Here is a 23,155-nt window from a genome sequence, read left to right on the forward strand (position 1 = left end):
AGGACGCCATGACCACCACCGCAGCGCCCCGTACCTACGAGGTCCGCACCTACGGGTGCCAGATGAACGTCCACGACTCCGAGCGACTCTCGGGGCTGCTCGAGGACGCGGGTTACGTCCCCTCGGGTGACGGTGACCAGGCCGACGTGGTCGTCTTCAACACCTGCGCCGTGCGGGAGAACGCGGACAACAAGCTCTACGGCAACCTGTCCCACCTGGCGCCGATCAAGGCCGCCAACCCCCACATGCAGATCGCCGTCGGCGGCTGCCTGGCCCAGAAGGACCGCTCGACCATCACGGCCAAGGCGCCGTACGTCGACGTCGTCTTCGGCACCCACAACATCGGGTCGCTGCCGGTGCTGCTCGAGCGCGCTCGGGTGCAGGAGGAGGCGCAGGTCGAGATCCTCGAGTCTCTCGAGGTCTTCCCGTCGACGTTGCCGACCAAGCGGGAGTCGGCGTACGCCGCCTGGGTGTCGGTGTCGGTCGGCTGCAACAACACCTGCACGTTCTGCATCGTCCCGAGCCTCCGCGGCAAGGAGAAGGACCGCCGGCCGGGCGAGATCCTCGCCGAGATCGAGGCGCTGGTGGCCGACGGCGTCTCCGAGGTCACCCTGCTGGGGCAGAACGTCAACAGCTATGGCGTGGAGTTCGGCGACCGGCAGGCGTTCTCCAAGCTGCTGCGCGCGTGCGGGCAGATCGAGGGGCTGGAGCGGGTGCGCTTCACGAGCCCGCACCCGGCCGAGTTCACCGACGACGTGATCGAGGCGATGGCCGAGACGCCCAACGTGATGCCGCAGCTGCACATGCCGCTGCAGTCCGGCTCCGACCGGATCCTGAAGGCGATGCGCCGGTCCTACCGGCAGACCAGGTACCTCGGCATCATCGACCGGGTCCGTGCCGCGATGCCCGAGGCCGCGATCACGACCGACGTCATCGTCGGCTTCCCCGGCGAGACCGAGGACGACTTCCAGGCCACGCTCGACGTGGTGCGGGCGGCGAGGTTCTCCGGTGCGTTCACGTTCCAGTACTCCAAGCGCCCCGGCACCCCCGCCGCCGTCCTCGACGACCAGGTCCCGCCCGACGTCGTGAAGGATCGCTACAACCGCCTGGTCGACCTCGTCAACGAGATCGCGTGGGAGGAGAACAAGAGACTCATCGGCCGCGACGTCGAGCTCATGGTCTCCGAGGGCGAGGGCCGCAAGGACGCCGCGACCCACCGGCTCTCCGGACGCGGTCCCGACAACCGCCTCGTCCACTTCGAGGCCGACTTCAGCCAGGTCGACGGTGAGGCCCGGCCCGGGGACCTGGTCACGGTCGGCATCACGTACGCCGCCCCGCACCACCTGGTCGCCGACGGACCGGTGCGCGCGCTGCGCCGTACTCGGTCGGGCGACGCGTGGGCCCTCCGCCAGGGCATGGCGCCCGAACCCGCAGGTGTCACGCTCGGCATGCCGTCCGTCGGCGTACCGGCCCCGCTGCCCGACGCGCCAGTCTGCGGCTGAACGTCGGACCTAGGATCGGCGGGTGCCCGCTGACGCTCCCACGATCCTGGCCACCTCGGGTGGCGCCGTCGCCGCCGACCGGATCCGGTGGTCGGTCGGACCGCTGACCGACTACGCGATCGAGCTGTCCGGCGTGACCGGCCGCGCTCCGCGGGTCTGCTTCCTGGCGACCGCGACGGGCGACAACCCGCAGATGATCCGCGACTTCTACGACATGGCGCAGGAGGCGGGGATCCACGGCAGTCACCTCCAGCTGTTCACCATGCCGAACGTCGACGACATGCGGGAGCTGCTGCTCGGGCAGGACGTGATCTGGGTGTGGGGTGGCAGCGTCGCGGGGCTGCTGGCGATGTGGGAGCTGCACGGCGTCGACGACCTGATGCGGGAGGCCTGGCAGGCCGGCGTGGTGCTCACGGGCGTCTCGGCGGGCTCGATCTGCTGGCACGTCGGCGGCACGACGGATTCCTTCGGGCCGGACCTGCAGCCGATCACCAACGGGCTCGGTCTCGTGCCCTACTCCAACGGCGTGCACTACGACTCCGAGGAGCAGCGACGGCCGCTCTTCCAGTCCCTGGTCGCCGACGGCACGCTCCCGGCGGGCTACGCCACCGACGACGGCGTCGGCGTGATCTACCGCGGCACCGAGTTCGTGGAGGCGCTCGCCGAGCAGAAGGACAAGGCCGCCTACCTCGTGGAGCGCGGGCCGGACGGTGCCGTCGAGACCCGCCTCGAGACGCGACTCCTGCGCTGATGGATCCGTTCCTCGAGGCGGGCATGTCGCTGACCCCGCTCGACGGCGGCTGGTCCGGGGAGACCTTCCTCGCCGACGCCGGCGGCGAGCGGACCGTCGTCCGCATCTATGCCGACCCGCGGCACCCTGAGCACGCGGCCGAGATCACGGCGTCCCTGCTCCGACTGGTGCGCGGCCTGCTGCCGGTGCCCCAGGTCCGGGAGGTACGGCGCGCCGACTCCGTCGGCGGCACCCCCGCGCTGCTCGTGACCGAGCTGCTGCCCGGGGTCAGGGGAGACCTGCTGCTCCCGACGCTCGACGGGACGGGGCTCCGTCGTACCGGCGCCGCCGTCGGGGAGATCGCCGCCCGGCTCGCGGGGATGCCGACGCTGCGGGCCGGGATGTTCGTCGACGGCGACCTCACGATCGGGCCGTTCGACGCCGACCTCCAAGCGTGGGTCGACCGCAACCGCTCCGCGCTCGCAACACACGGCTGGACGGACGCCGACCTCACCCGGCTGGCGGCGCTCGCCGATCGGGCCCAGGCGACGCTCGACACCGTCGTCCGCACCAGCCTCGTGCACTCCGACCTCAACCCGAAGAACCTGCTCCTCGACCCCGGCACCCTGGCCGTCACCGGCGTCCTCGACTGGGAGTTCGCACACAGCGGCCATCCGTTCACCGACCTCGGCAACCTGCTGCGGTTCGACCGGCACCCCGACTACGTCGCCGGTGTCCTCGCCGCCTGGACGTCCCGGCACGGGACTCCCGACGACGAGGCGTTGGACCTCGCCCGCGCCGCTGACCTGGTGGCACTGGTCGACCTCGCCGCCCGCAGCGGGACGAACCCGGTCGCCACCGCCGCCGCGACGCTGCTCCACGCCATCGTCGACGCCGACGACTGGCACGCAGCGCCCGACTGACCGAAGACCGCGTCCACCGCGCGCGCTCGCGCCATCCAACCCGAGGCCGCCCCGCCCGAGCGATCCCCCGATCGACTCGGACGGGACGGCGGTCCCTCTCCCCGGTCCGCCCGATCGAACGAGCCCCACACTCGCTCGATCTGGGCGGCTTCTCGCTCCCTGTGTGTTGGCTGGGTTGGTTTCGTGTTCAGACCACCGAGAGGTGCGGCCGGGCCGGATCGAGCGCCCCCACGGTGCGCTCGGTCGGCCCGGCCGACCTGTCGGTCCCACCGTCGACGCCGGCCCGAGCGGCCCCCCAGCGCTGCTCGGACCTCGACGACGGGGTAGTTGGCACGTCTCGCTCCTGGAGCAAGCGGGAGGTGCGTGCCATCCGCAGCATCAGCGATGCCGACGGAGTGACGTTTCCCGAGATGTAGGTGGAGAGGCGAGACGGCGAGGTGCCCACCCAGAGGGCGAACTCCCGCTGGGTCACGCCACTGTGGGACACGATCCGGCGCACCTCGCCGGCGACCTGCTCGCGCTCGTGCTCCTTGTCGTGCTCGCGACACATCTCGGTGAACCGGTCGACGACCTCGGCCACCTCCGGCCGGGCCGCCTGCCGCGCGAGATCGACGAGGAGACGGGAGTACGGCGACCACGGGGTGGCCGCGATCATGGCGAGGTGGTGGCGCCACTCGAGGACGCTGCCACCGTCGACCACCCCGACCAGCTCTGCCTCGGTGCGGATCACCGGGAGGTGGAGGTCGAGGTCGACACCCTCGAGCAGGAGGGCGATCGTCGAGTCGTGGATCGGTCCGGCGACCGGGTGCGGCGACGCCGCGACCATCCGGCGGAGGGCGATCGTCGTGATCGGAAAGGTCGGGTTGGGCTCGATGAACCGCGCCGCACGGTGCTGGACAGCGGCGAGCCGTTCGACGCCGAGCAGGCAGCCGAGCTCCGTCAGGGTGACGAAGTCGGGGTCGTCGCCGAACGCTGCGATCCCGACCAGGTTGGCCAGGACCCCGCAGTTGAGCGATGCCTTCGGGTTCTGGCGGTGCCGCTCGACCAGACTCAGGAACCGGTTCCACTCCCGGCAGTGGGTGTCGGGCACCCGGTCGCTCCGGGCGAGCACCGCGGCCACCATCCGGTGGAACTCGCCGCCCCGGGAGTCGGACTCGGCGGCGGCGGCGTAGGAGGCGTGCAGAGCAGCCGCATCCAGCGTGGGACCAGCGACGTCGGCGGGTCCCGGCTGCGGGCCACCTGCCGCGGCAGTGCGGGAGCGGGCACGGTAGGCAGCAAGGGACGCGGGTGCGGCCGCGGGTGCGCGGTGCGGATTGACCATCGGATCCCGTCCTCTTGCTGGTGCGGTGGCTCTGATGGCCACCGCGTTCTCCCACCAAGACGGGATGAGCCCGCGAACATCACGCTATTTCCGAAATTGCTCCGAGAAACTTCTCGGCAGGCATGATGGTGAGGTCCCTCGTTCCTCGGAGCGGGGGTCGCATCGTGGGGCGCATCGGGTGCCTCCCGGCTATCACCGAGGCAACCCATGGCTGATCTCCCTCCCAGCAGCGGGCACGACGCGCACACCGCGCTGCTCGAGCGCGCCCGCGCGGGGGACCGGGACGCCTTCGGTGAGCTCTACGCCCGCGAGGTCGACGCCGCCCGGCGGCTGGCCCGGATCCTCGTGGGGGAGCAGGGTGCCGACGAGCTGGTCTCCGAGTCGTTCGCGCGGGTGCTCACCCAGCTGCAGGCCGGCCGCGGGCCCACCGACGACTTCCGTGCCTACCTCCACGTCACCATCCGCAACGGCTTCCGTGACGGCCTCCGCGCTCCGAAGGAGTCGCCGTCCTCCGACCAGCCGTGGCTTCTCGACGACGTGCTGCCGCCGGTCGAGGAGCTGGTCGATGACCTCGACCGCGAGGTCGCGGTCACCGCGCTGGCGACGCTGCCCCTGTCGTGGCAGCGGGTCTTGTGGCACCTCGAGGTCGAGGGCCGCAAGCCTGCCGAGGTCGCCAACATCCTCGACATGGACGCCGGCGCGGTCTCGTCGCTGGCCTACCGCGCTCGCGAGGGCCTGAAGCGCGCCTACCTCGACCAGCACTTCCGGGCGGCGACGGGCGGGCAGTGCGGCTGGACGCAGAGTCGGCTGTCGCAGTACGTCCGCGGCGACCTCAGCCCCCGGGCCCAGCAGAAGGTCGCCGACCACCTCGACGACTGCGACGCATGCCGCGCGGCCTTGGCCACGCTCGACCGGGTCAACCGGAAGCTCGCGGCCTGGCTGTTCCCCGTCGTCCTCTGGGGTGCCGCGAGCGCGGACAAGGGCGCGCTGGCGTGGCTTGTCGCTGCGGGCGGTGCGGGCGCGGCCGGGGGAACGGCGACCACCGGTACGGCGACCAGCGGACCCGCCGGATGGGTCAGCGGCGCGACGTCCAATCCGATGGTCCTCGGCGCGGCCGCCGTCGTAGTCGCGGCGGCCGTCGTCGGTGGAGCCTTCGCCCTCGCGGGGGACGATGACGAGGGCGGACCGAGCGACAGCATCGGTGCCGAGCCTTCTGCCACCGATGCTGCGGCGCCGCCGTCGAGCGAGCCCCCGACCCAGCAACCGCCAGGCAGTCGATCACCGGCCAACCGTCCGCCGACCGAGGCGGTGGCGCCGGCCGGGGTGCCGACGGATATCCCCTCCTCGCCGACGCCCCCCGTCGACCCGCGCCAGCCCATCGAGCCCACCGGCCCGATCGAGCCGACGGAGCCGACCGAGCCGACCGAGCCCACCGAGCCGACCGATCCCACCGGGCCTCCGACCGAGCCGCCCGTCATCGTCGTGCCGGAGTCACCGATCGCGATCGAGATCTCGCTGTGCGGTGTGCTCGGTTCGCTGGTCATCCCCGATACCGTTGGCGTGCACTACGAGCTCGTGCTCGGTGACGGCCTCGAGGGGCGCTGGGTGGTCGAGGCGACGGCGCTGAACGGCTACGTCCTGGCCGCGGGCTCGGTCAAGGTGTTCACGGGCAACCTCGGCGACTTCCTGCCGTGCCTGCGCATTCTCGGGACCGAGGCCACCCCGACCGCTGCTCCCGACGCGGACCCGTGGACCCTCACCGCGACGACGGACATCGTGGACCGCACGTCACATCACGTCGCTGCGACCTGGAACTTCTCCGACGACATGATCGTGCAAGCCGCGACTGCGGGATGGGCCTGCGATGCGCCCGGAGGTCTCTACTTCGTCTACACCTGCACGTTCGACTACACGACTGATCCGCCGCCGCCGTTGAGCTTGACGGTGGTCGACGACCAGCCCGTGCCGAGGGACTCTCCCATCGGCACGGTCTCGCTTTTGGTGGACGGCTCCGTCGTCGACTCCTCCCTGTTCGACGGCGGCGCCGTGGCCGCCGTGCGGCAGAGCCGGCGCGGCCCCGGCGACGGCACGGAGCGGACGGTGACCGAACCGCCGCCGGCCGCAACCCCGACTCCGCAACCGGAGCCAGAGCAGGGGCCGGCGCCTTCGCCGGTCCCCGAGCCGGAGCCCGAGCCCGCGCCGCAGCCCGAGCCGGCACCCGAGCCGGCACCCGAGCCCGCACCGGAGCCGGAGCCCGCACCCGAGCCGGAGCCCGCACCCGAGCCCGAGCCTGAGGAGTCACCGGCACCACCGCCGCCATCGACCCCGGAGGAGTCGATGCCGCCGGACCAGCAGGTCGAGCCGGACGTCTAGAAGCCGAAGTGCGTCAGCGGCGGCACCGTGCCCGCGCGCAGCGCATCGAGCACGAGCCGTTCGTGCGGCACGACCGGCTCGGGAAGCGCGTCGTAGGAGAACCAACGCAGGTCGGCGCACTTGCCGGGTTCCACGATCCGCGGCTCACCGCTCCAGGAGCGGGCGGCGAAGAAGAAGTCGATGCGCTCGTCGATCGGGAGGTCGTGCGCCGTCCGTTGCATCGCGGTGAGGAACTCGAGCTCGACGTCGGTCACGTCGACCTCCTCGGCGGCCTCGCGGCGCGCCGCGTCCTCCGCGGTCTCGCCGCGCTCGACGTGGCCGGCTGCCGCGGCGGCCCAGTGCTCGTCCATGTAGCCGGTGCCGCGCCGCAGCTGGAGCAGCACCTCGGTGCCGGCGCCGGGACCGGCACGCAGGAAGAAGACGTACGACGCCGGGACCACCACGAAGCGCTCCGCGCCCGTGGCAGGGTCGTGCACCGTCACCTGATGTCGTCGTTCTTGCCGTCGAGACGGTCGAGGGCGTCCTTCGCCTTGTCGGCACCGGTGTCGAGCTTGTCGCCGTGCTTGCCGCCGGTCTTCTTGTCGACCGCGTCGGCCGCCTTGTCGATGCCGTCGGCGATCTTGTCACCGTGGCTGTCGACGGCCTTGGTCAGCTTGCCCTTGGCCTTGTCGAAGAAGCCCACGAGACACCTCCTGAGGTCGGCCGACCCGTCCGGGCCGCGTCCGATCAACATTATCGGGTTGGCAGACTGCGACCATGGACGAGCGCGGCAGCCGACGAGCGGTCACCCCGATCGTCGCGATCGTCGGACCGACGGCGGCCGGCAAGACCAGCCTCTCGCTCGACCTCGCCGAGCGACTCGGCGGCGAGGTCGTCAACACCGACGCGATGCAGCTCTACCGCGGCATGGACATCGGTACGGCGAAGCTCCCCGTCGCCGACCGTCGTGACATCCCGCACCACCTGCTCGACCTGCTGTCGGTCCGCCAGGCCGCCACGGTCGCAGAATTCCAGGGCTGGGCGCGCACGGTGATCGGCGACCTGCGGGCAGCGGGGAAGGCGCCGGTGCTGGTGGGCGGGTCGGCGCTCTACACCCGGGCGGTGCTCGACCGGTTCGAGTTCCCGGGCACCGACCCGGACCTGCGCGCGAAGTGGGAGGCCGAGCTCGCCGTACGCGGCTCCGCCGACCTCCACGCCCTCCTCGCCGAGCGCGACCCAGAGGCCGCCGGACGGATCCTTCCCGACAACGGCCGCCGGATCGTCCGCGCGCTCGAGGTTATCGAGCTCACGGGCCGGCCGTTCTCGGCGACCCTCCCGCGCCTGGAGTACGTCGATCCCGCCACCGTGCAGGTCGGCCTCCGGATCGACCGCGAGCTGCTGGAGCAGCGGATCGAGCAGCGGGTGGCGGAGATGTTCGACGGCGGGCTGGTCGACGAGGTGCGCCGACTACTCGCCGAGGGCCTCGCCGACGGCCGGACGGCGTCCCGCGCGATCGGCTACCAGCAGGTGATCGCCCACCTGGCCGGTGATCTCACCCTCGACGAGGCCCGCGCCCGCACGGTGATCGCGACCCGTCAGTTCGCCCGCAGGCAGCTGGCCTGGTGGAAGGACGACCCCCGGATCACCTGGGTCGAGCACGACGCCCCCGACCGGGTGGAGCAGGCGCTCGCAGCAGTGCGAGCCCTTCCGGTGGTCGAGTAGGCCGAGCGCCCTGGCGCGAGGCCGTATCGAGACCCCGCGACCGGAACCGGTGGTCGAGTAGCCCGAGCCGCCAGGCGAGGGCGTATCGAGACCCCGCGACCGGAACCGGTGGTCGAGTAGCCCGAGCCGCCAGGCGAGGGCGTATCGAGACCCCGCGACCGTGCCTGCTCGCGGTGGGTTGGTCGCGTAGCGGCGTCTCGATACGTCGCTCGCTGCGCTCGCTCCTACTCGACGACCGGAACCGGTGGTCGAGTAGCGGCGTCTCGATACGTCGCTCGACTGCGCTCGCTCCTACTCGACGAGCGGAGCGGAGCAAGAACGGTCAGGCGCACACCAGCCCGTCGGGGTGAGACTGGGTGCATGACCGACACCCCGCGCGACCGGCTGCGCGAGCTGCTCGATGCCGTGCTCGACGAGGACAACCGCACCCTCGACGACATGGCGGGCGACGCCTACGCGTCGCCGTACCACTTCAACCGGCTCCTCTCCCGCAACGCCTACGAGGCACCGGTGACGATGCGCCGCCGGGTGATGCTCGAACGGGCGGCGTGGCAGATCCGGCAGGGCATGAGCGTCACGGACGCGGCGTGGGAGGCGGGGTACGAGTCGGTCGAGGGCTTCAGCCGCGCCTTCACCCGGGCGTTCGGGCATCCGCCGAGCGCCCCCGCTGACACCCACTGGCTGCCGGCGAAGAACGGGATCCACTTCCACCCACCGATGTCGCTGTGGGTGCACACCACGGAGCAACCGATGAACCCACTGACCGGACAGCTCGTCGAGCACGACCTCGACGACACCCGCCAACTGCTCGAGATCGCCAAGGGCCTGCCCGACGAGGAGTACCGCAAGGAGCGCTTCCCCGCCCACACCGTGCTCCGCTGGGACGGCGAGGACTCCTCCATCGTCAACGTCCTCGAGCACCAGGTCTTCACCAAGGAGGTCTGGCTGGCCGCGATCGAGGGCACCGACTTCCCGCAGGAGAGGGCCAACGACCCGGCCACGCTGCTGGAGCGGCACGACGCTGCCGCCGCACGCTGGCTCGGCTTCGTCCGTGACACCGAGAGCCGCGGCGCCTGGGACGACCGGCTGATCGACGCGCTCTGCGACCCGCCGGAGAGCTTCCAGATTGGCAGCGTGGTCGCGCACGTGCTGACCTTCGCGGCGCACCGGCGCCAGCTGGCGCGGCAGATGCTGCGCGGCGCCGGCGTCGACGTCGACGACGGCGACCCGATCAACTGGCTCCGCGCCCGCCGCGGGGAGGACCGAGGAGACGGAGCAGACGGAGCATGACGAAGCTGACCTACTACACCGCCACCACCCTCGACGGCTACATCGCCGACCCCGACGACTCGCTCGAGTGGCTGTTCCGGCAGGACCAGGACGAGAAGGGCCCGCTCAACTACGACGAGTTCATCAAGGACATCGGCGCGATCGTCATGGGCGCGACGACGTACGAATGGGTCCGGGCGAAGCACCCCGACCAGTGGTTCTACTCGATGCCGTCGTGGGTGATGACCCATCGCGACCTGAAGCCGCCGGTCATCGAGGGCGTGGACGCCGACGTGCGGTTTGCGTCCGGCAGCGTCCGCGAGGTGTACGACGCGATGGTGGCTGCCGCGGGTGGCAAGGACCTGTGGGTGGTCGGTGGAGGCGAACTGGTCGGCCAGTTCGCCGACGAGGGGCTGCTCGACGAGGTGATCACCTACATCGCGCCGGTCACGCTGGGCGCCGGCCGGCCGATCCTCCCGCGCCGGCTCGACCTGGAGCTCCTCGAAGCCACCCAGAACAAGGCGTTCATCGCCGCCCGCTACCGCTACGTCGGGCCGCTCACCGAGGACCGTCGACCGGCCGCTGACTGAGCCGCGAACGCCCTCGACATCCGGGGCGCCCGGGAGCAAGGTAGGGGCCACGGCTTCGATCTCTCGGGAGGATCCATGCTCCGTCGTACCGCCGCGCTGGTTGCTTGCGGCGCCCTCACCACGACCCTGCTCACGTCTCAGGTCGCCGACGGCAGCAGCCCCGGCGCGACGCAGGTGGCCGTCCAACGGCCCGCGCCGCCGAAGGACCCCGTCGCGGTCGGGCGGGGCGGAGCAGTGAGCTCGGTCGACCCCTACGCCTCGCGGATCGGACGCGGCGTGCTGGCCCGCGGCGGCAACGCGGTCGACGCGGCGGTCGCGATGGCGGCAGCCCTCGGCGTGACCGAGCCCTACAGCGCAGGGATCGGCGGGGGCGGCTACTTCGTGTTCTACAACGCGAAGACCGGCCGGGTGACCACCATCGACGGCCGCGAGACCGCACCCGCGGCGATGGAGCCCGATGCGTTCATCGACCCCGCGACCGGCGAGCCGTACCCGTTCTCCCCGGACCTGGTCACCAGCGGCGTCTCCGTCGGTGTGCCCGGGACACCGGCGACCTGGGCGACGGCGCTCCGCCGGTGGGGCACGCTCTCACTGCGGTCGGCGCTCCGGCCCGCCGCCGGGCTGGCCCGCGACGGCTTCGTCGTCGACCGGACCTTCCGGCTCCAGACCAAGGAGAACGCGGCAAGGTTCCGCACCTTCGAGCCGACGTTCGACCTGTTCCTCGACGACGGCCTGCCGGTGGTCGGCAGCCGGTTCCGCAACCCCGACCTCGCCCGCACCTACGAGCGACTCGGCAACCAAGGGACCGACTGGTTCTACCGAGGTCGGCTGGCAGCGGAGATCGCGGCAACCGTCCAGGACCCGCCGCTGAGCGGCCGGACCGACCTGCCGGCACCGCCGGGAAGCATGACGAGAGCTGACCTCGCTGCGTACGAGGCGCTGCTGCAGGCGCCGACCCGGGTCGGCTACCGCGGCTACGACGTCTACGGCATGGCGCCGTCGTCTTCCGGCGGGACGACGGTCGGCGAGTCGCTCAACATCCTCGAGCAGTTCGACCTCGGCGCGATGCGGCGGCGGGACGTGCTCCACCACTACCTGGAGGCGACCGCGCTCGCGTTCGCCGACCGCGGTGCGTACGTCGGCGACCCGGCGTACGTCGACGTCCCGACCGAGGAGCTTCTCGACGACACCTTCGCCAGGGAGCGGGCCTGTCTCATCGACCCCGACACCGCCGCCACCAAGCCGGTCCCGCCCGGCGACGTGTCGTCGTACGACGGGGTCTGCGCAACGCCGCGTGACGGTGCGACCGATCGCGACACCGAGGGCCGGTCGACGACCCACCTGACGGTGGCCGACCGCTGGGGCAACGTGGTCGCCTACACGCTGACCATCGAGCAGACCGGGGGTTCGGGGATCGTGGTGCCGGGCCGCGGGTTCATCCTCAACAACGAGCTGACCGACTTCTCGACGGTCTACGACCCGGACGACCCCAACCGGATCCAGCCCGGCAAGCGGCCGCGCAGCTCGATGTCGCCGACGATCGTGCTGCGTGAGGGGCGCCCGGTGCTGGCGCTCGGATCGCCCGGCGGGTCGACCATCATCACCACCGTCCTCCAGGTGCTCGTCAACCGGCTGGACCTCGGCATGACGCTGCCCAACGCCGTGGCCGCGCCGCGCGCCTCCCAGCGCAACACTGCCGCCGTGACCGCCGAGCAGGCCTTCATCGACACGTGGGGCCCGGTGCTCGAGGACTACGGGCACCAGCTCGTGGTCGCGGGGCCACCCGGCACCAGCCGCGCGGAGATCGGGGCGGTGGCCGCGATCGAGCTCGGCCGGCGGGGGGCGATGACCGCCGTCGCCGAGCCGACGCGGCGGGGCGGTGGCGCGGCGTACGTCGTCCGCCCTGCCGGATGACCACCCCTGTGGTCGAGTGCGAGGCCGCCCGCGGCCGAGCCTCGAAACCACCTACCCTTGAGTGGTGACCTGGACCGAGATCTCCTCCGAGGCCGAGCTGACCGCCCTGCTGGGCGAGCCCACTGCTGCTGCGCTCGGGAAGGAGCGGTCCGCGTTGGCCGACGTGGATCGGGCCTGGTTGGCGGCTTCGCCGTTCTGCGTCGTCGCGACCGCGGACGCCGCCGGCAACCTCGACGTCTCGCCCAAGGGTGATCCGGCCGGCCTGCTCGCCCACGTCGTCGATGACACGACGATCGCGATCGCCGAGCGGCCCGGCAACCGCCGTGCCGACGGCTACCGCAACATCCTCAGCAACCCGCACGTCGGCCTGAGCTTCCTCATTCCCGGCCGCGGCGACACGCTCCGGATCAACGGCCGCGCCCGGCTGGTCAGCGACGCCCCGTTCTTCGACGCGATGGTCGTGAAGGGTCACCGGCCGCTGCTCGCGGTGGTCGTCGAGATCGACACCGTCTTCTTCCACTGCGCGAAGGCGTTCCTGCGCTCGCAGCTCTGGGACCCGGAGACCTGGGATCCCGACGGCGTCGTCCCGCGCCGCGCCGTGATCTCGCACCGGATGGAGAAGAAGGACAAGAGCGTCGCCGAGCTCGACGCCTACTACGGCGAGAGCTATCTCAAGGGGCTGTACGGATAGCAATGGACAGCTATCCCTTCCTCAAGGGGCACGGCACCGAGAACGACTTCGTGCTGCTGCCCGACCACGACGGCACCGTGCACGGCGAGCTCGGCGCGGAGCGGGTGCGCGCGCTGTGCGACCGGCGGGCCGGCATCGGCGGTGACGGCGTGCTGCGCGTGATCCGCACCGAGCAGATCGACGCGGGCCGGGGCCAGCCCGCCGAGTGGTTCATGGACTACCGCAACGCCGACGGGTCGCTGTCGGAGATGTGCGGCAACGGCATCCGGCTCTTCGGGCGCCACCTCGCCCTGGACGGTCTGGTCGACCCGGCCCAGCCGGTGCCGATCGGCACCCGCGACGGCATCAAGACGCTCACCTTCGCCGGCGGCCGCGCCGACGGCGAGATCACCGTCGACATGGGTACGCCGAAGGTGCTCGAGGAAACCGAGGTCTCCGTCGTCGTGGCCGGCGTGGAGCGCCGCTGGCCGGCGCTGCACGTCGACATGGGCAACCCGCACGCCGTTGCCTGGGTCGACGACCTCTCCGACGTCGGGCCGCTCCACGACGCACCCGTCCACGACGATGCGGTCTATCCCGACGGCGTCAACGTGGAGTTCGTCGTACGGCGCGGGCCGGCCCACGTCGCGATGCGCGTCCACGAGCGCGGCTCCGGCGAGACCCGTTCCTGCGGCACCGGAGCGTGCGCGGTGATGGTCGCGGCGGCCTTCGCCGACGACGCGGCACGCGACACCGACTACCGCATCGACCTCCCCGGCGGCTCCCTGCGGGTCAGCTGGACCGCCGACGACCGGGTCCTGATGACCGGCCCCGCCGTCCTCGTCGCCCGCGGCAGCACCGACCTGTAGCCGAGAGCTAGGGACCTTGGTCCTGCCGGATTCCCGAGACGGTTCTCACACGTCCATGGGATTATCGGAAGCGGCACCGAGGGTGCTGGCGCGTCCGGACCACGGGCGGTCAAAGGGGGAAGCGGCATGGATGCCGAGAGGAATGCAGGCGGGGCGTACGTCGCTCTCGGCGGTGGCCTCGCGATCATCGCGCTGTTCGGCGTGCTCATGGGCAGCACCGCCGGCACGGTCGTCTACCTGCTCGGCGGGGCGTACGGGACGACGTTGTCGATCGTGGGGGCCCGGCGGATGCCTCCGGCGCGCCGACACATCTGGTGGGCGTTCGCCGTCGCACAGATGATGTGCCTGCTCGGAGACTCCCTCTTCTCGCTCTACGAGGACGTCCTGCACATCGATCCCTTCCCCTCGATCGCAGACCTCGCCTATCTGGCTCAGTACCCGGCGCTCGCGCTCGGCATGTTGTGGCTGATCCGGAAGCGCCGACGAGGACGTGACCGAGCGGCGTTCCTCGACGCCGCCATCCTCACCACCGGGCTGACGGTCGTCGGGACCGTCTTCCTCGTCACGCCGGCGGCCGCCCTGGGAGGGACGACCCGGCTGAGCCAGTTCGTCGCCGCGGCGTACCCCGCCGGTGACCTGCTGGTCCTGGCGCTGGCGGTTGGCATGCTCACGGCAGGCATTGCGCGTAACGGCGCCCTCTGGACGCTGGTCGTGGCGATGGCAGCGCTGCTGGTCGCCGATGTCGTCTATGTAGCGAGCGTCGTCAACGAATCGGCCTATCCCAGCTGGATCGACTTCGGCTACCTGATCTCCTACATGGCGCTGGGCTTCGCTGCTCTCCACCCGTCCGCCGACCTGCTCTCCGAACCGGGACCCGACCGGCCGTCGCAGGTCACCGTGCTGCGGCTGGCCATGCTCGGCGGCGCGCTCATGATGGCGCCGCTCACCAGCCACGTCGCCCACCTGACCGGCGTCAGCCACGGCAAGTGGGTGGTCTTCGTCGGTGGCTGCGTCGCTGCGTTGCTCGTGGTGCTCCGTCTCGGGGACCTGGTGCAGGACCTCCAGCGCAAGGCGATCCAGCTGGCCGCCCTCGCCCGGCGGGACAGCCTCACCGGCGTGCCCAACCGTCGTACCTGGGACCACGAGCTGTCCCGTGCCTGCGCCATCGCGCGCGAGGAGGGAACGCCGTTGACGGTGGCCGTTCTCGACATGGACAACTTCAAGCGGTTCAACGACACCTTCGGTCACCTGAAGGGCGACCTGGTCCTGAAGGAGACGGCGGCGGCGTGGTCCTCGATCCTCCAGGGCCGGGGTGTCCTGGCGCGGTTCGGGGGCGAGGAGTTCACGGCGCTCATCCCGAACGTCGCGGCGCACGACTCGACGGCGGTGCTCGAGGAGCTGCGGCGAGCGGTGTCGCACGGTCAGACCTGCTCGATCGGCGCGGCCACCTGGGACGGCGTCGAGACCCCGGGGGGCCTCGTGTCCCGCGCCGACCAGGCGCTCTACCACGCCAAGCGCTCGGGCCGGGACCGGATCGCGATGGCAGAGGGACAGTCGGCCGCGGTCGTCGCCCAGATCGATCTCGCCGACCCGGCACTGCCCTCGCTGCGTTCGGTCTACCAACCCATCGTGGACCTGCGGTCGGGGGAGATGGTGGGGCGTGAGGCACTCAGCCGGTTCGCCGGCCAGGAAGCGGGCGAGGTCTTCGCCCGCGCCGCTCGCGACGGCACCGGGAGCTGGTTGGAGACGGCGGCGATCCGGTCCGCTCTTGCCGGCTGGGACGGTGAGGGGTTGCTGGCTCTGAACGTCAGCCCGCACGCCTTGCTGAAGCCGCACGTGCGCGACGCGTTGCCTCCGGACCTCGACGGGATCGTCATCGAGATCACCGAGGCCGACCTCGACACCTACACGACCGAGGTGATGCTCGTGATCGACGAACTGAGGGCCGCCGGCGCGCTGATCGCGATCGACGACTTCGGGGTCGGCTTCTCCAACATCCACCGGGTCGTCACCATCCGCCCCGACATCGTCAAGCTGGACATGTCGCTGATCCGCGGCATCGACGCGGACTCGGGGCGGCAGGCCGTGATCGCCGGCGCGATGGTCTTCGCCACGCAGACGAAGTCGCAGGTCGTCGCCGAAGGCATCGAGACCCCCGCGGAGCTGGACTGCCTCATCCGCCTCGGCGTCCGGTTCGGCCAGGGCTACCTGCTCGGCATGCCGGAGCCGCTCCTCATCACCCCGCAGCAGGCAGATCCCGCCATCCGGTAGCGGAATCTGTTCTCGATACAGTCCGCGCCATGGAACTCACCGGATCATCCGCCATCGTCACGGGGGGCGCGTCGGGCATCGGCGCCGCCTGCGCCCGTCAGCTCGCCGCACGCGGAGCGACCGTGGTCGTCGCCGACCTGCAGGCCGACAAGGGCGAGGCCCTCGCCGAGGAGATCAAGGGCGTCTTCGCCCAGGTCGACGTCACCAGCACCGAGCAGATCGCGGCGTCGGTCAAGGCCGCTGCCGAGATCGCCCCGCTGCGCGCACTGGTCAACTCGGCCGGCATCGGCTGGGCCCAGCGCACCATCGGCCGCGACGGCACCGTCGAGTCCGCGCACTCGCTCGAGGCCTTCCAGAAGGTGATCGCGATCAACCTGGTCGGCACCTTCGACATGGTGCGCCAGGCCGCGACCGCGATGAGCACCAACGAGCCCGACGCCGACGGCTGCCGCGGCGCGATCGTCAACCTGGCGAGCGTGGCCGCGTTCGACGGCCAGATCGGCCAGGCGTCGTACTCCGCCTCGAAGGGTGGTGTCGTCGGCATGACACTTCCGGTCGCCCGTGACCTGGCCGCATCCGGCATCCGGCTCAACACCGTTGCTCCCGGGCTCATCGACACCCCGATCTACGGCGAGGGCGAGGCGTCGGAGGCGTTCAAGGCCAAGCTCGGCGAGAGCGTGCTCTTCCCGAAGCGCCTCGGCGTCCCGGACGAGCTCGCGTCGATGGTGATGGAGTGCCTCACCAACTCCTACATGAACGGCGAGGTCGTCCGCGTCGACGGCGGCATCCGGATGCCACCGAAGTAAACCCGGAGGTTTCCCGGCGCGGGGGACCAAACAGGGCGACCATGGGCGCAAGATGTCGCGCGCAGGACGGTTTCTCGTGGTCACCGCGGCCTGGGCGATCCCGCTCGCCTGGATCGTGGTCGCGTTGCTGTCCGGACCCTCCGACGGCACGGCCGTGTCGGTGAGCGCCACCGACGAGGACCAGCGCTCGGGCTCGGGCGTCAAGGTGCTCCGTGCGTACGGCGACACGCCCCTGGCCGAGGGCGACACCGTCCTGGGGATCGGGGGACGCGCTGTCGACGACTGGCTGTCGGCGGGCGGCTCCGGCAACTGGGCGTCAGGCGAGACCGTGAGCTACGAGATCCGGCGCCCGGCAGCCGAGATCGACCACATCATCGATGTCGAGGTGACGCTCACCCGGTACCCGATCGCTGATGCGGTCGGAGCGAACCTGTCCACGATCTCGCTCGCACCGATGCTGCTCGCGTTCGCCTCGTTCGCCTTCTGGCGCCGACCCGGGTCGATCGCCGCGTGTGCGTTCCTTGCCGCCGCGGCCCTGTTGCCGGCCGGGTTGACGTCGTGGCCCCTCGGCCCGGGTGCCATCGACCTCGCCGGCTCTCGCGGGACCTGGCCGCGGATGGTCGGCGAGGGGGCCTTCGCGCTGGGGTGCGGAGCGTTGCTGCTGGCGGCGCTCGCACTCGGCCCCCCGGCGGAATGGTTCCGGCGCCGGCCGTGGGTGGTCCCGGCCGTGGTCGCGGTGCCGTTCGGCGGGTACCTCGCCTGGGTGCTGGCCGTCGCGAACCGACATGACGCGCAACCCGATCGCCTGCCCGTGCTCATCTCGGCCGCGGTCCCGGCGTTGGTGGTCGTCCTCGTGCTGACCTACGTCCGCGCGGAGCGACTCGAGGAGCGGCTCGCCCTCAGGCTGCTGCTCCTTGCCGTGGTCGGCGGGGTCGCAGTCCGCATCCTCCTCGTCGACGTGCCCTCCCGCCTCGGTGACTCGGCACTCGTGCCGTGGGAGATCCTCGGCCCTCCACTGGTGGCGGCGGTGCTGGCCAGCGGAGTCGTCGCGGTGCTGCACTACCGGCTCGAGGAGGTCGAGCCGACGGTACGGCGGGCGCTCGTCCAGGCCTTGCTCGCGACGCTGGTCGGCAGCGTGTTCGTGGCGCTCGTCGGCGCGGTGAACCTCGCCTCGGACACGTCCTTCGAGGCGATGGTCGCCGGCGGAGTCCTCGCCCTGTTGATGCTGCCCGTCGCCGTGGCGCTGCGGCAGACGGTCCGGCGACTTGTCTACGGCGACCGGGCGTTCCCGGGCCGCGTGGTGTCGGAGCTGCGGCGGCTCGACCCGCTGACCGTGCCGGCGGAGGCGCTCGAGGAGATGCTCCGGCTCCTCGCCCGGCGTCTTCAGCTCGCCTATGCGTCGATCGAGGTCTTCGGCGAGAGCGGGCTCGACCCGATCGAGGCATCGATCGGCGAGAAACGGGGGCGGACGACGGACATCGACCTGGTTGCGGGCGGCGCCACGCTGGGCCGGATGCAGCTCCAGGTCGCCGCCGGCCGTGACCCCTTCGGGCCGGGCGACCGCCGACTCCTGGCGGACGTGGGTAACCAGGTGGGCGCCCTGGTCCAGGCGGTGTCGATCAACCGGGAGCTCCAGCGCTCGCGGCAGCGCATCGTGAGCGCGCGGGAGGAGGAGCGTCGCCGGGTGCGACGCGACCTCCACGACGGCCTCGGGCCTTCCCTGGCGACGCTCGCGATGGGCATCGACGCCGCCCGCGACCTGGTCGCCGACGATCCCGCGAAGGCTGCGGCTCTGCTCGGCCAGCTGTCGGACCAGACCCGCGCGGAGATCACGGAGGTGCGCCGGCTCGTCGACGGCCTGCGACCCCCTGCGCTCGACCAGCTCGGGCTGGTCACGGCGCTCCGGCAGCGCGCCGACCAGCACAACCTGACGGCCGGCTCGACGCCGCGGGGCGGGCTCACCTGGTCGGTCGAGGCCGACGACGACGTCGAGCCACTGCCCGCGGCGGTCGAGGTGGCGGCCTACCGGATCGTGATCGAGGCGGTCGCCAACGCCGTCCGGCACAGCTCGGCGGGGAGCTGCGTCGTGACCCTCCACCGGGACGACGACGCGCTCCGGATCGAGGTGCGGGACACCGGCGTCGGCATCCCGTCGGATCCCGTGCCAGGCGTCGGCCTCGGCTCGATGCGGGAGCGCGCCGAGGAGCTCGGCGGCACCTGCACGTTCTCGCCAGGTCCCGACGGCACGGTCGTCACCGTGCGGCTCCCTCTGGAGCCGCCGTCACACGGAAGCACGAGGTAGCCATGGAACGGGTGCGCGTCATGGTGGTCGACGACCACGACAACTTCCGGCGGGGCCTGGAGGCGATGCTCTCCTCCGCCGACGGGTTCGAGCTCGTCGGCACAGCCGCGGACGGGCGTACGGCGGTCGAGCTGGCGCTCGAGCAGCAGCCCGACGTCATCCTGATGGACCTCCACATGCCGCGGCTCAACGGGGTCGAGGCAACGGCCCGGATCGTGCAGTCGTCACCACACATCGGCGTCCTGGTGCTGACGATGATGGAGGACGGGGACTCGGTCTTCGCGGCAGTCCGGGCCGGGGCACGGGGCTACCTGCTCAAGGGAGCCAGGCGCATCGAGATCCTCCGTTCGATCGAGGCGGTCTGCGACGGCGAGGTGATCTTCGGGCCCGGCATCGCGGACCGGATGATGACGTACTTCCGCGGGGTCCGGATCAAGCCCACGACGCAGGCCTTCCCGCAGCTCACCGAGCGGGAGCGGGTCATCCTCGGCCGGATCGCCGAGGGCCTGGAGAACGCTGAGATCGCCCGTGAGCTCGGGTTGTCGGTCAAGACGGTCCGCAACCACGCCAGCAACATCTTCGCCAAGCTGCAGGTCGCACATCGGGCGCAGGCGATCATCCTCGCCCGCGAGGCCGGCCTCGAGTGACGGACCCGCTAGCAGCCGCGGTCGACGCGGGCGTCGTTGCGGACGTCGTCGCCGATGCGTTGAGCCGCTGCCTCGTCCGGGATCAGCACCTGCGCGCCGCCCGACGTGATGTCGTCGGTGCCGGTGAGGACGCACGTGGTGACCCGGTCGGGGCGGATCTGCGTCACGGCCTGGGCGAGCCGGTAGAGGTCGGTCGGGGCGAGATTGGTGTCCAGACCCTGAAGGGCCGCCAGCGCGCCGCCCTCGATGAACCCTTCCTCGTCCTCGCGGGCCAGGAGCCGGCGCAGGATCCCCATCATGATGTCCTGCTGATGGGCGGAGCGGGCGAAGTCGTCGCCGGTGACGTCGCGGGTGCGGGCGTAGGCAAGCGCTTCGGCGCCGTCGAAGTCGTTGGGTCCCCGTCGTACGCCGAGGTCGGGAACCGGCTCGTCGGCCTCGACGGTGACGCCGTCGACGGTGTCCACCAGGTCGCGGAAGCCGTCGAACCCGGCGATCACGAGGTAGTGCGGCGTGATGCCCACCAGCCCGGCCACCAGGTCCAGGACCAGCCCCTCGCCGCCTACTTTCAGCGCGGCGTTGATTCGGTCGGACCCGTCCGGGAACTCCATCCAGAAGTCGCGGGGGATGCCGATGCCGGCCGCCCGGCGGGACGGGATGTTCAGCCCGACGAGGTGGATGGCGTCGGTGTTGCCCTCCTCGTCCGAGCCGAGCACCAGGATCCAGACGACGTCGTCGGCGAAGTCGACGGTCCGGGCGGTCTCGACCTCGGTGAGGCTGATCCGGGTCGGATGCACTGCCGAGTCCGGCACGACCAGGCCACCGATGGCGAGCACCGCCGCGAGTGACACCAGTCGGGTCAGGGCGCGACCGCTCATCACGAGACCGCTCCCTCGACGGTCCCGCCGTCGTCGAGCGCGACGTCGTACCCGAAGACCGACCAGGCACCCCGCTCGCGGACCAGCATCAGCCGACCCTGGAGCGTGGCCGTCGACGTCGTGCCGTCCTGGGTCACTTCGAACCGGAAGTCGACGGCGGCCGTGGCTGCCACGACCCCCTCCGGCGGCGCGAACAGGGACAGCCGGGCGCTGAGGGATGAGGCCCGCACCGAGGAGGCGTCGTCGAACCCGGTGCCGGTGAGGACCTCGATGTGGGTCGTCGCGGAGCGGGCCGCTCGCGGTGTGAAGTCCTCGAAGGACCCGATGAAGTCCTGCCGCGGATAGTCACCGAGGAAGGCGCCCGAGACGTAGCGGGACAGCACGTCACCGACCTCGGTCTCGACCTCGATCCGGGCGTCGCCGTCGAGGTCGTCGGCGCCGTAGGCCAGCTCGAGGTGGAGGGCGACCTCGTCGTCCGTCGGGGTGCTGTCCTCGGGGTCGTCCCCCGAGCAGGACGAGAGCGCCAGCAGGCATGCGGCCGACGCCACGGCGACGCGGGTCAGCATCCCGGCGGAGCCGGTGCCGCGGTTGCTTCCCGGCGTGCGGGCCATGGCAGCCATGATGACGCATGCTCCCAGGCCCGGGATCAACTCGCCGACACTGTGTTGTAGGTCGGCAGGTCGAACTCGTCGAGATTGTCGTGGGCCGGGTGCCGGAGGCCGACCGGGCCCACGGCGTACCCCCGCAGCAGGTTCTCGGTCACGGTGCCCACGAAGCTCCTCGCCCGGTCGCCGAGCGGGTCCTCGCAGGAGTCGATGAGGGCGCAGCCCCACCGCAGCGTGCCCGCCGCGAAGACGCCGGCGCCGGACGGAGTGGTGTAGTAGACGGACTGGCTCGACGTGATGACGCCACGGCAGTCGTACGTCGTGTGGCTGAGCACCTGCATCGGGCGCGGCGTGAGCCGGTCCGGATACACCCGGTCGGCCTCGAGCCCGACGAGCTCCTCGATCCGGTCGCCGCGCTCCATGCCGGTCCCGCGGAACGCCCACCAGCCCGGCGTGACCACGACGTAGTCCTCCTCGACGGGGTAGCACTCGTACTGCATGCCGACCAGGTCGTGCTCGGGACGAGCGACCGGCGGATCGCGGAACCGCGACGTGGCGTTGGCGGGATCCCGGTCCCGCAGCGGATCGAGGTAGGCGTCGCTCCGGTAGCCGACGACGGTCCGGTTCGCTCCCGACGGACCTGACGAGAGCCGGATCCTCCAGTACATCGTGTTGGCACCGAGGAACGCGAGGTTGGTGCCGGCGTCGCGAGCCTGCATGACGGTCCGGCGCATCCCGGTCGTCCAGTACTCGTCGTGGCCCATCGAGACGTACCCGCGGGCACCCGCCAGGACGGCCGGACGGGCATCGAGGTCGATGTTCGCGAAGTACGAGAGCGGGATCCCGAGGCTCTCGGCGCGCACCACGATCGGCAGGGCCGCAGAGCGGTAGTCGTTGGCGCCCGGCGCGCCGTTGTAGGGCCGGTCGAAGCTGACGGCCCAGCTCCGCGCGCCGCCGTCGGGACCCTCGTACAGGCTGTAGCCGCCCCACTTGTTGTACGCCTGCCAGGTGGTCACCGGTGCCACCAGCGCAACAGTCCCCTCGGCGGATCGCGAGGACACGACGTAAGGCACCTGCGTCTCGGACCCGGTGCCGGTGCGGAGCTTGAGCACGTAGTAGCCCTCCGGCCAGCCGGTCGTGTCGAGGACCAGGCTGCGGCGCCAGGGGGCGACCACGGTCCGGGTGGCCGCCGGAAAGAGGACCGCCTCCGCCTGCCGCTGGCCCTGCTGACGCCTCGATCGCCAGACGAGGTGTCCCCAGCCGTGCCGGTAGGCGCCGATGCGGTACGCCGACACCCGCCAGGTGTCCGCGGACGTCGAGACCTTGAGACCGACCCGGGTCCCCGCGGGCGCGCTGGCGCGCGTCGCGTACGCCTCGATCCGGCCGTCGAACGCACCGGGACCCAGTCGCCAGTCGTCACTACCGACGAAGTCCTCGGCCGATTCGTCGTCCGGAGCGTCGGCATCCACGACCGGTCGTTCTCCGTCAGGTCCGGCCGCCCGCTCCGCGCGCTCCGCCTGCTCCGCCCGCTCCGTCGGACCCGCGGACGACCCGGATCCGCAGCCGGAGACCAGGAGAGCTGCCGCAACGCCCGCCGCCACCATCGACGTCCTCATCAGGACCACCTCCTCGCGGTGGCTGGTCCACCGCTGAGGTGACGCTGCGCCGCGGGCGTGTCCCGCGAGATGAGCCCGCAGTCCCGGTCGTCCCGGGAGGATCGGTCAGCGGCGTCCCGGGTCCGGGACCGAAGCGCCAAGAGTTGCCCGGCCGGTCATCCGGCTTTCCGC

The 23,155-nt window shown here is 71.6% G+C and carries 20 protein-coding genes; 14 read left to right on the forward strand and 6 right to left on the reverse strand.

The annotated features are described in order from the left end of the window. Nucleotides 1-8: 8 nt before the first annotated feature. Genes miaB through SHK19_RS03140 form a run of 3 tightly spaced genes read left to right on the forward strand, consistent with a single transcriptional unit; the run spans nucleotide 9 to nucleotide 3,155 of the window. Nucleotides 9-1,502 carry a tRNA (N6-isopentenyl adenosine(37)-C2)-methylthiotransferase MiaB gene (gene miaB / locus SHK19_RS03130; protein WP_322937814.1) on the forward strand — a complete coding sequence of 498 codons (1,494 nt, stop codon included), beginning with the start codon at nucleotides 9-11 and terminating at the stop codon, nucleotides 1,500-1,502. Between the two features lie 22 nt (nucleotides 1,503-1,524). Continuing rightward, entirely contained in the window at nucleotides 1,525-2,253 is a 729-nt protein-coding gene (locus SHK19_RS03135) for a Type 1 glutamine amidotransferase-like domain-containing protein (protein WP_322937815.1), read from the forward strand. Next, the gene (locus SHK19_RS03140) at nucleotides 2,253-3,155 is read left to right on the forward strand and encodes a phosphotransferase family protein (protein WP_322937816.1); all 903 of its coding nucleotides are present in this window, start codon (nucleotides 2,253-2,255) and stop codon (nucleotides 3,153-3,155) included. Before SHK19_RS03135 ends, SHK19_RS03140 begins: the two co-directional genes overlap by 1 nt. Nucleotides 3,156-3,342: 187 nt before the next feature. Here SHK19_RS03140 and SHK19_RS03145 read toward each other — a convergent pair whose 3' ends face one another. Next, a complete protein-coding gene (locus SHK19_RS03145; protein ID WP_322937817.1) occupies nucleotides 3,343-4,476 on the reverse strand; it encodes a helix-turn-helix domain-containing protein in 1,134 nt (377 codons plus the stop codon). A 207-nt stretch (nucleotides 4,477-4,683) separates the two neighbouring features. On the opposite strand from SHK19_RS03145, the gene SHK19_RS03150 reads away from it, so the two are divergent. Further along, the gene (locus tag SHK19_RS03150) at nucleotides 4,684-6,849 is read left to right on the forward strand and encodes a sigma-70 family RNA polymerase sigma factor (protein ID WP_322937818.1); all 2,166 of its coding nucleotides are present in this window, start codon (nucleotides 4,684-4,686) and stop codon (nucleotides 6,847-6,849) included. Here the strand turns inward: SHK19_RS03150 and SHK19_RS03155 are convergent. Together SHK19_RS03155 and SHK19_RS03160 are read right to left on the reverse strand one after the other, a co-directional pair. Beyond that, nucleotides 6,846-7,331 (reverse strand): NUDIX domain-containing protein, encoded by a 486-nt coding sequence (locus tag SHK19_RS03155; protein WP_322937819.1) that lies wholly within the window; start codon nucleotides 7,329-7,331, stop codon nucleotides 6,846-6,848. The two genes, SHK19_RS03150 and SHK19_RS03155, sit on opposite strands and share 4 nt — an antisense overlap. Further along, nucleotides 7,328-7,531 (reverse strand): antitoxin, encoded by a 204-nt coding sequence (locus tag SHK19_RS03160; protein WP_322937820.1) that lies wholly within the window; start codon nucleotides 7,529-7,531, stop codon nucleotides 7,328-7,330. Before SHK19_RS03160 ends, SHK19_RS03155 begins: the two co-directional genes overlap by 4 nt. A gap of 74 nt (nucleotides 7,532-7,605) precedes the next feature. On the opposite strand from SHK19_RS03160, the gene miaA reads away from it, so the two are divergent. The 10 genes from miaA to SHK19_RS03210 all read left to right on the forward strand — a co-directional run bounded on the left by miaA (nucleotide 7,606) and on the right by SHK19_RS03210 (nucleotide 19,888). After that, nucleotides 7,606-8,550: a tRNA (adenosine(37)-N6)-dimethylallyltransferase MiaA gene (miaA, locus tag SHK19_RS03165; protein WP_322937821.1), complete on the forward strand. Its 945-nt coding sequence runs from the start codon at nucleotides 7,606-7,608 to the stop codon at nucleotides 8,548-8,550. Between the two features lie 360 nt (nucleotides 8,551-8,910). After that, nucleotides 8,911-9,840 carry a helix-turn-helix domain-containing protein gene (locus tag SHK19_RS03170; protein WP_322937822.1) on the forward strand — a complete coding sequence of 310 codons (930 nt, stop codon included), beginning with the start codon at nucleotides 8,911-8,913 and terminating at the stop codon, nucleotides 9,838-9,840. After that, on the forward strand, nucleotides 9,837-10,409 hold the full coding sequence (locus SHK19_RS03175; protein ID WP_322937823.1) for a dihydrofolate reductase family protein: 573 nt from the start codon (nucleotides 9,837-9,839) through the stop codon (nucleotides 10,407-10,409). Before SHK19_RS03170 ends, SHK19_RS03175 begins: the two co-directional genes overlap by 4 nt. Before the next feature lie 75 nt (nucleotides 10,410-10,484). Beyond that, a complete protein-coding gene (gene ggt / locus SHK19_RS03180) occupies nucleotides 10,485-12,323 on the forward strand; it encodes a gamma-glutamyltransferase (RefSeq protein WP_322937824.1) in 1,839 nt (612 codons plus the stop codon). 64 nt (nucleotides 12,324-12,387) lie between these two features. Then, nucleotides 12,388-13,014 (forward strand): pyridoxamine 5'-phosphate oxidase family protein, encoded by a 627-nt coding sequence (locus SHK19_RS03185; RefSeq protein WP_322456958.1) that lies wholly within the window; start codon nucleotides 12,388-12,390, stop codon nucleotides 13,012-13,014. Between the two features lie 2 nt (nucleotides 13,015-13,016). Then, nucleotides 13,017-13,862, forward strand: a complete 846-nt coding sequence (gene dapF / locus SHK19_RS03190; protein ID WP_322937825.1) for a diaminopimelate epimerase — start codon at nucleotides 13,017-13,019, stop codon at nucleotides 13,860-13,862. 126 nt (nucleotides 13,863-13,988) lie between these two features. Beyond that, nucleotides 13,989-16,133, forward strand: a complete 2,145-nt coding sequence (locus SHK19_RS03195; protein ID WP_322937826.1) for an EAL domain-containing protein — start codon at nucleotides 13,989-13,991, stop codon at nucleotides 16,131-16,133. 29 nt (nucleotides 16,134-16,162) lie between these two features. Continuing rightward, nucleotides 16,163-16,939: an SDR family NAD(P)-dependent oxidoreductase gene (locus tag SHK19_RS03200; RefSeq protein WP_322456955.1), complete on the forward strand. Its 777-nt coding sequence runs from the start codon at nucleotides 16,163-16,165 to the stop codon at nucleotides 16,937-16,939. A 76-nt stretch (nucleotides 16,940-17,015) separates the two neighbouring features. Further along, a complete protein-coding gene (locus SHK19_RS03205) occupies nucleotides 17,016-19,241 on the forward strand; it encodes a sensor histidine kinase (protein WP_322456954.1) in 2,226 nt (741 codons plus the stop codon). Between the two features lie 2 nt (nucleotides 19,242-19,243). After that, nucleotides 19,244-19,888: a response regulator transcription factor gene (locus SHK19_RS03210; protein WP_322937827.1), complete on the forward strand. Its 645-nt coding sequence runs from the start codon at nucleotides 19,244-19,246 to the stop codon at nucleotides 19,886-19,888. An 8-nt stretch (nucleotides 19,889-19,896) separates the two neighbouring features. Here the strand turns inward: SHK19_RS03210 and SHK19_RS03215 are convergent, their stop codons facing one another. The 3 genes from SHK19_RS03215 to SHK19_RS03225 are packed head-to-tail and all read right to left on the reverse strand — an operon-like array spanning nucleotide 19,897 to nucleotide 22,984. After that, nucleotides 19,897-20,763: an LCP family protein gene (locus SHK19_RS03215; protein ID WP_322456952.1), complete on the reverse strand. Its 867-nt coding sequence runs from the start codon at nucleotides 20,761-20,763 to the stop codon at nucleotides 19,897-19,899. Then, entirely contained in the window at nucleotides 20,763-21,383 is a 621-nt protein-coding gene (locus SHK19_RS03220) for a hypothetical protein (RefSeq protein ID WP_322937828.1), read from the reverse strand. Before SHK19_RS03220 ends, SHK19_RS03215 begins: the two co-directional genes overlap by 1 nt. A 26-nt stretch (nucleotides 21,384-21,409) precedes the next feature. Then, nucleotides 21,410-22,984, reverse strand: a complete 1,575-nt coding sequence (locus tag SHK19_RS03225; protein WP_322937829.1) for a N,N-dimethylformamidase beta subunit family domain-containing protein — start codon at nucleotides 22,982-22,984, stop codon at nucleotides 21,410-21,412. Between the last annotated feature and the right edge of the window lie 171 nt (nucleotides 22,985-23,155).

Origin of the sequence: Nocardioides bizhenqiangii, from assembly GCF_034661235.1 — a bacterium.
Taxonomy (GTDB): domain Bacteria; phylum Actinomycetota; class Actinomycetes; order Propionibacteriales; family Nocardioidaceae; genus Nocardioides; species Nocardioides bizhenqiangii.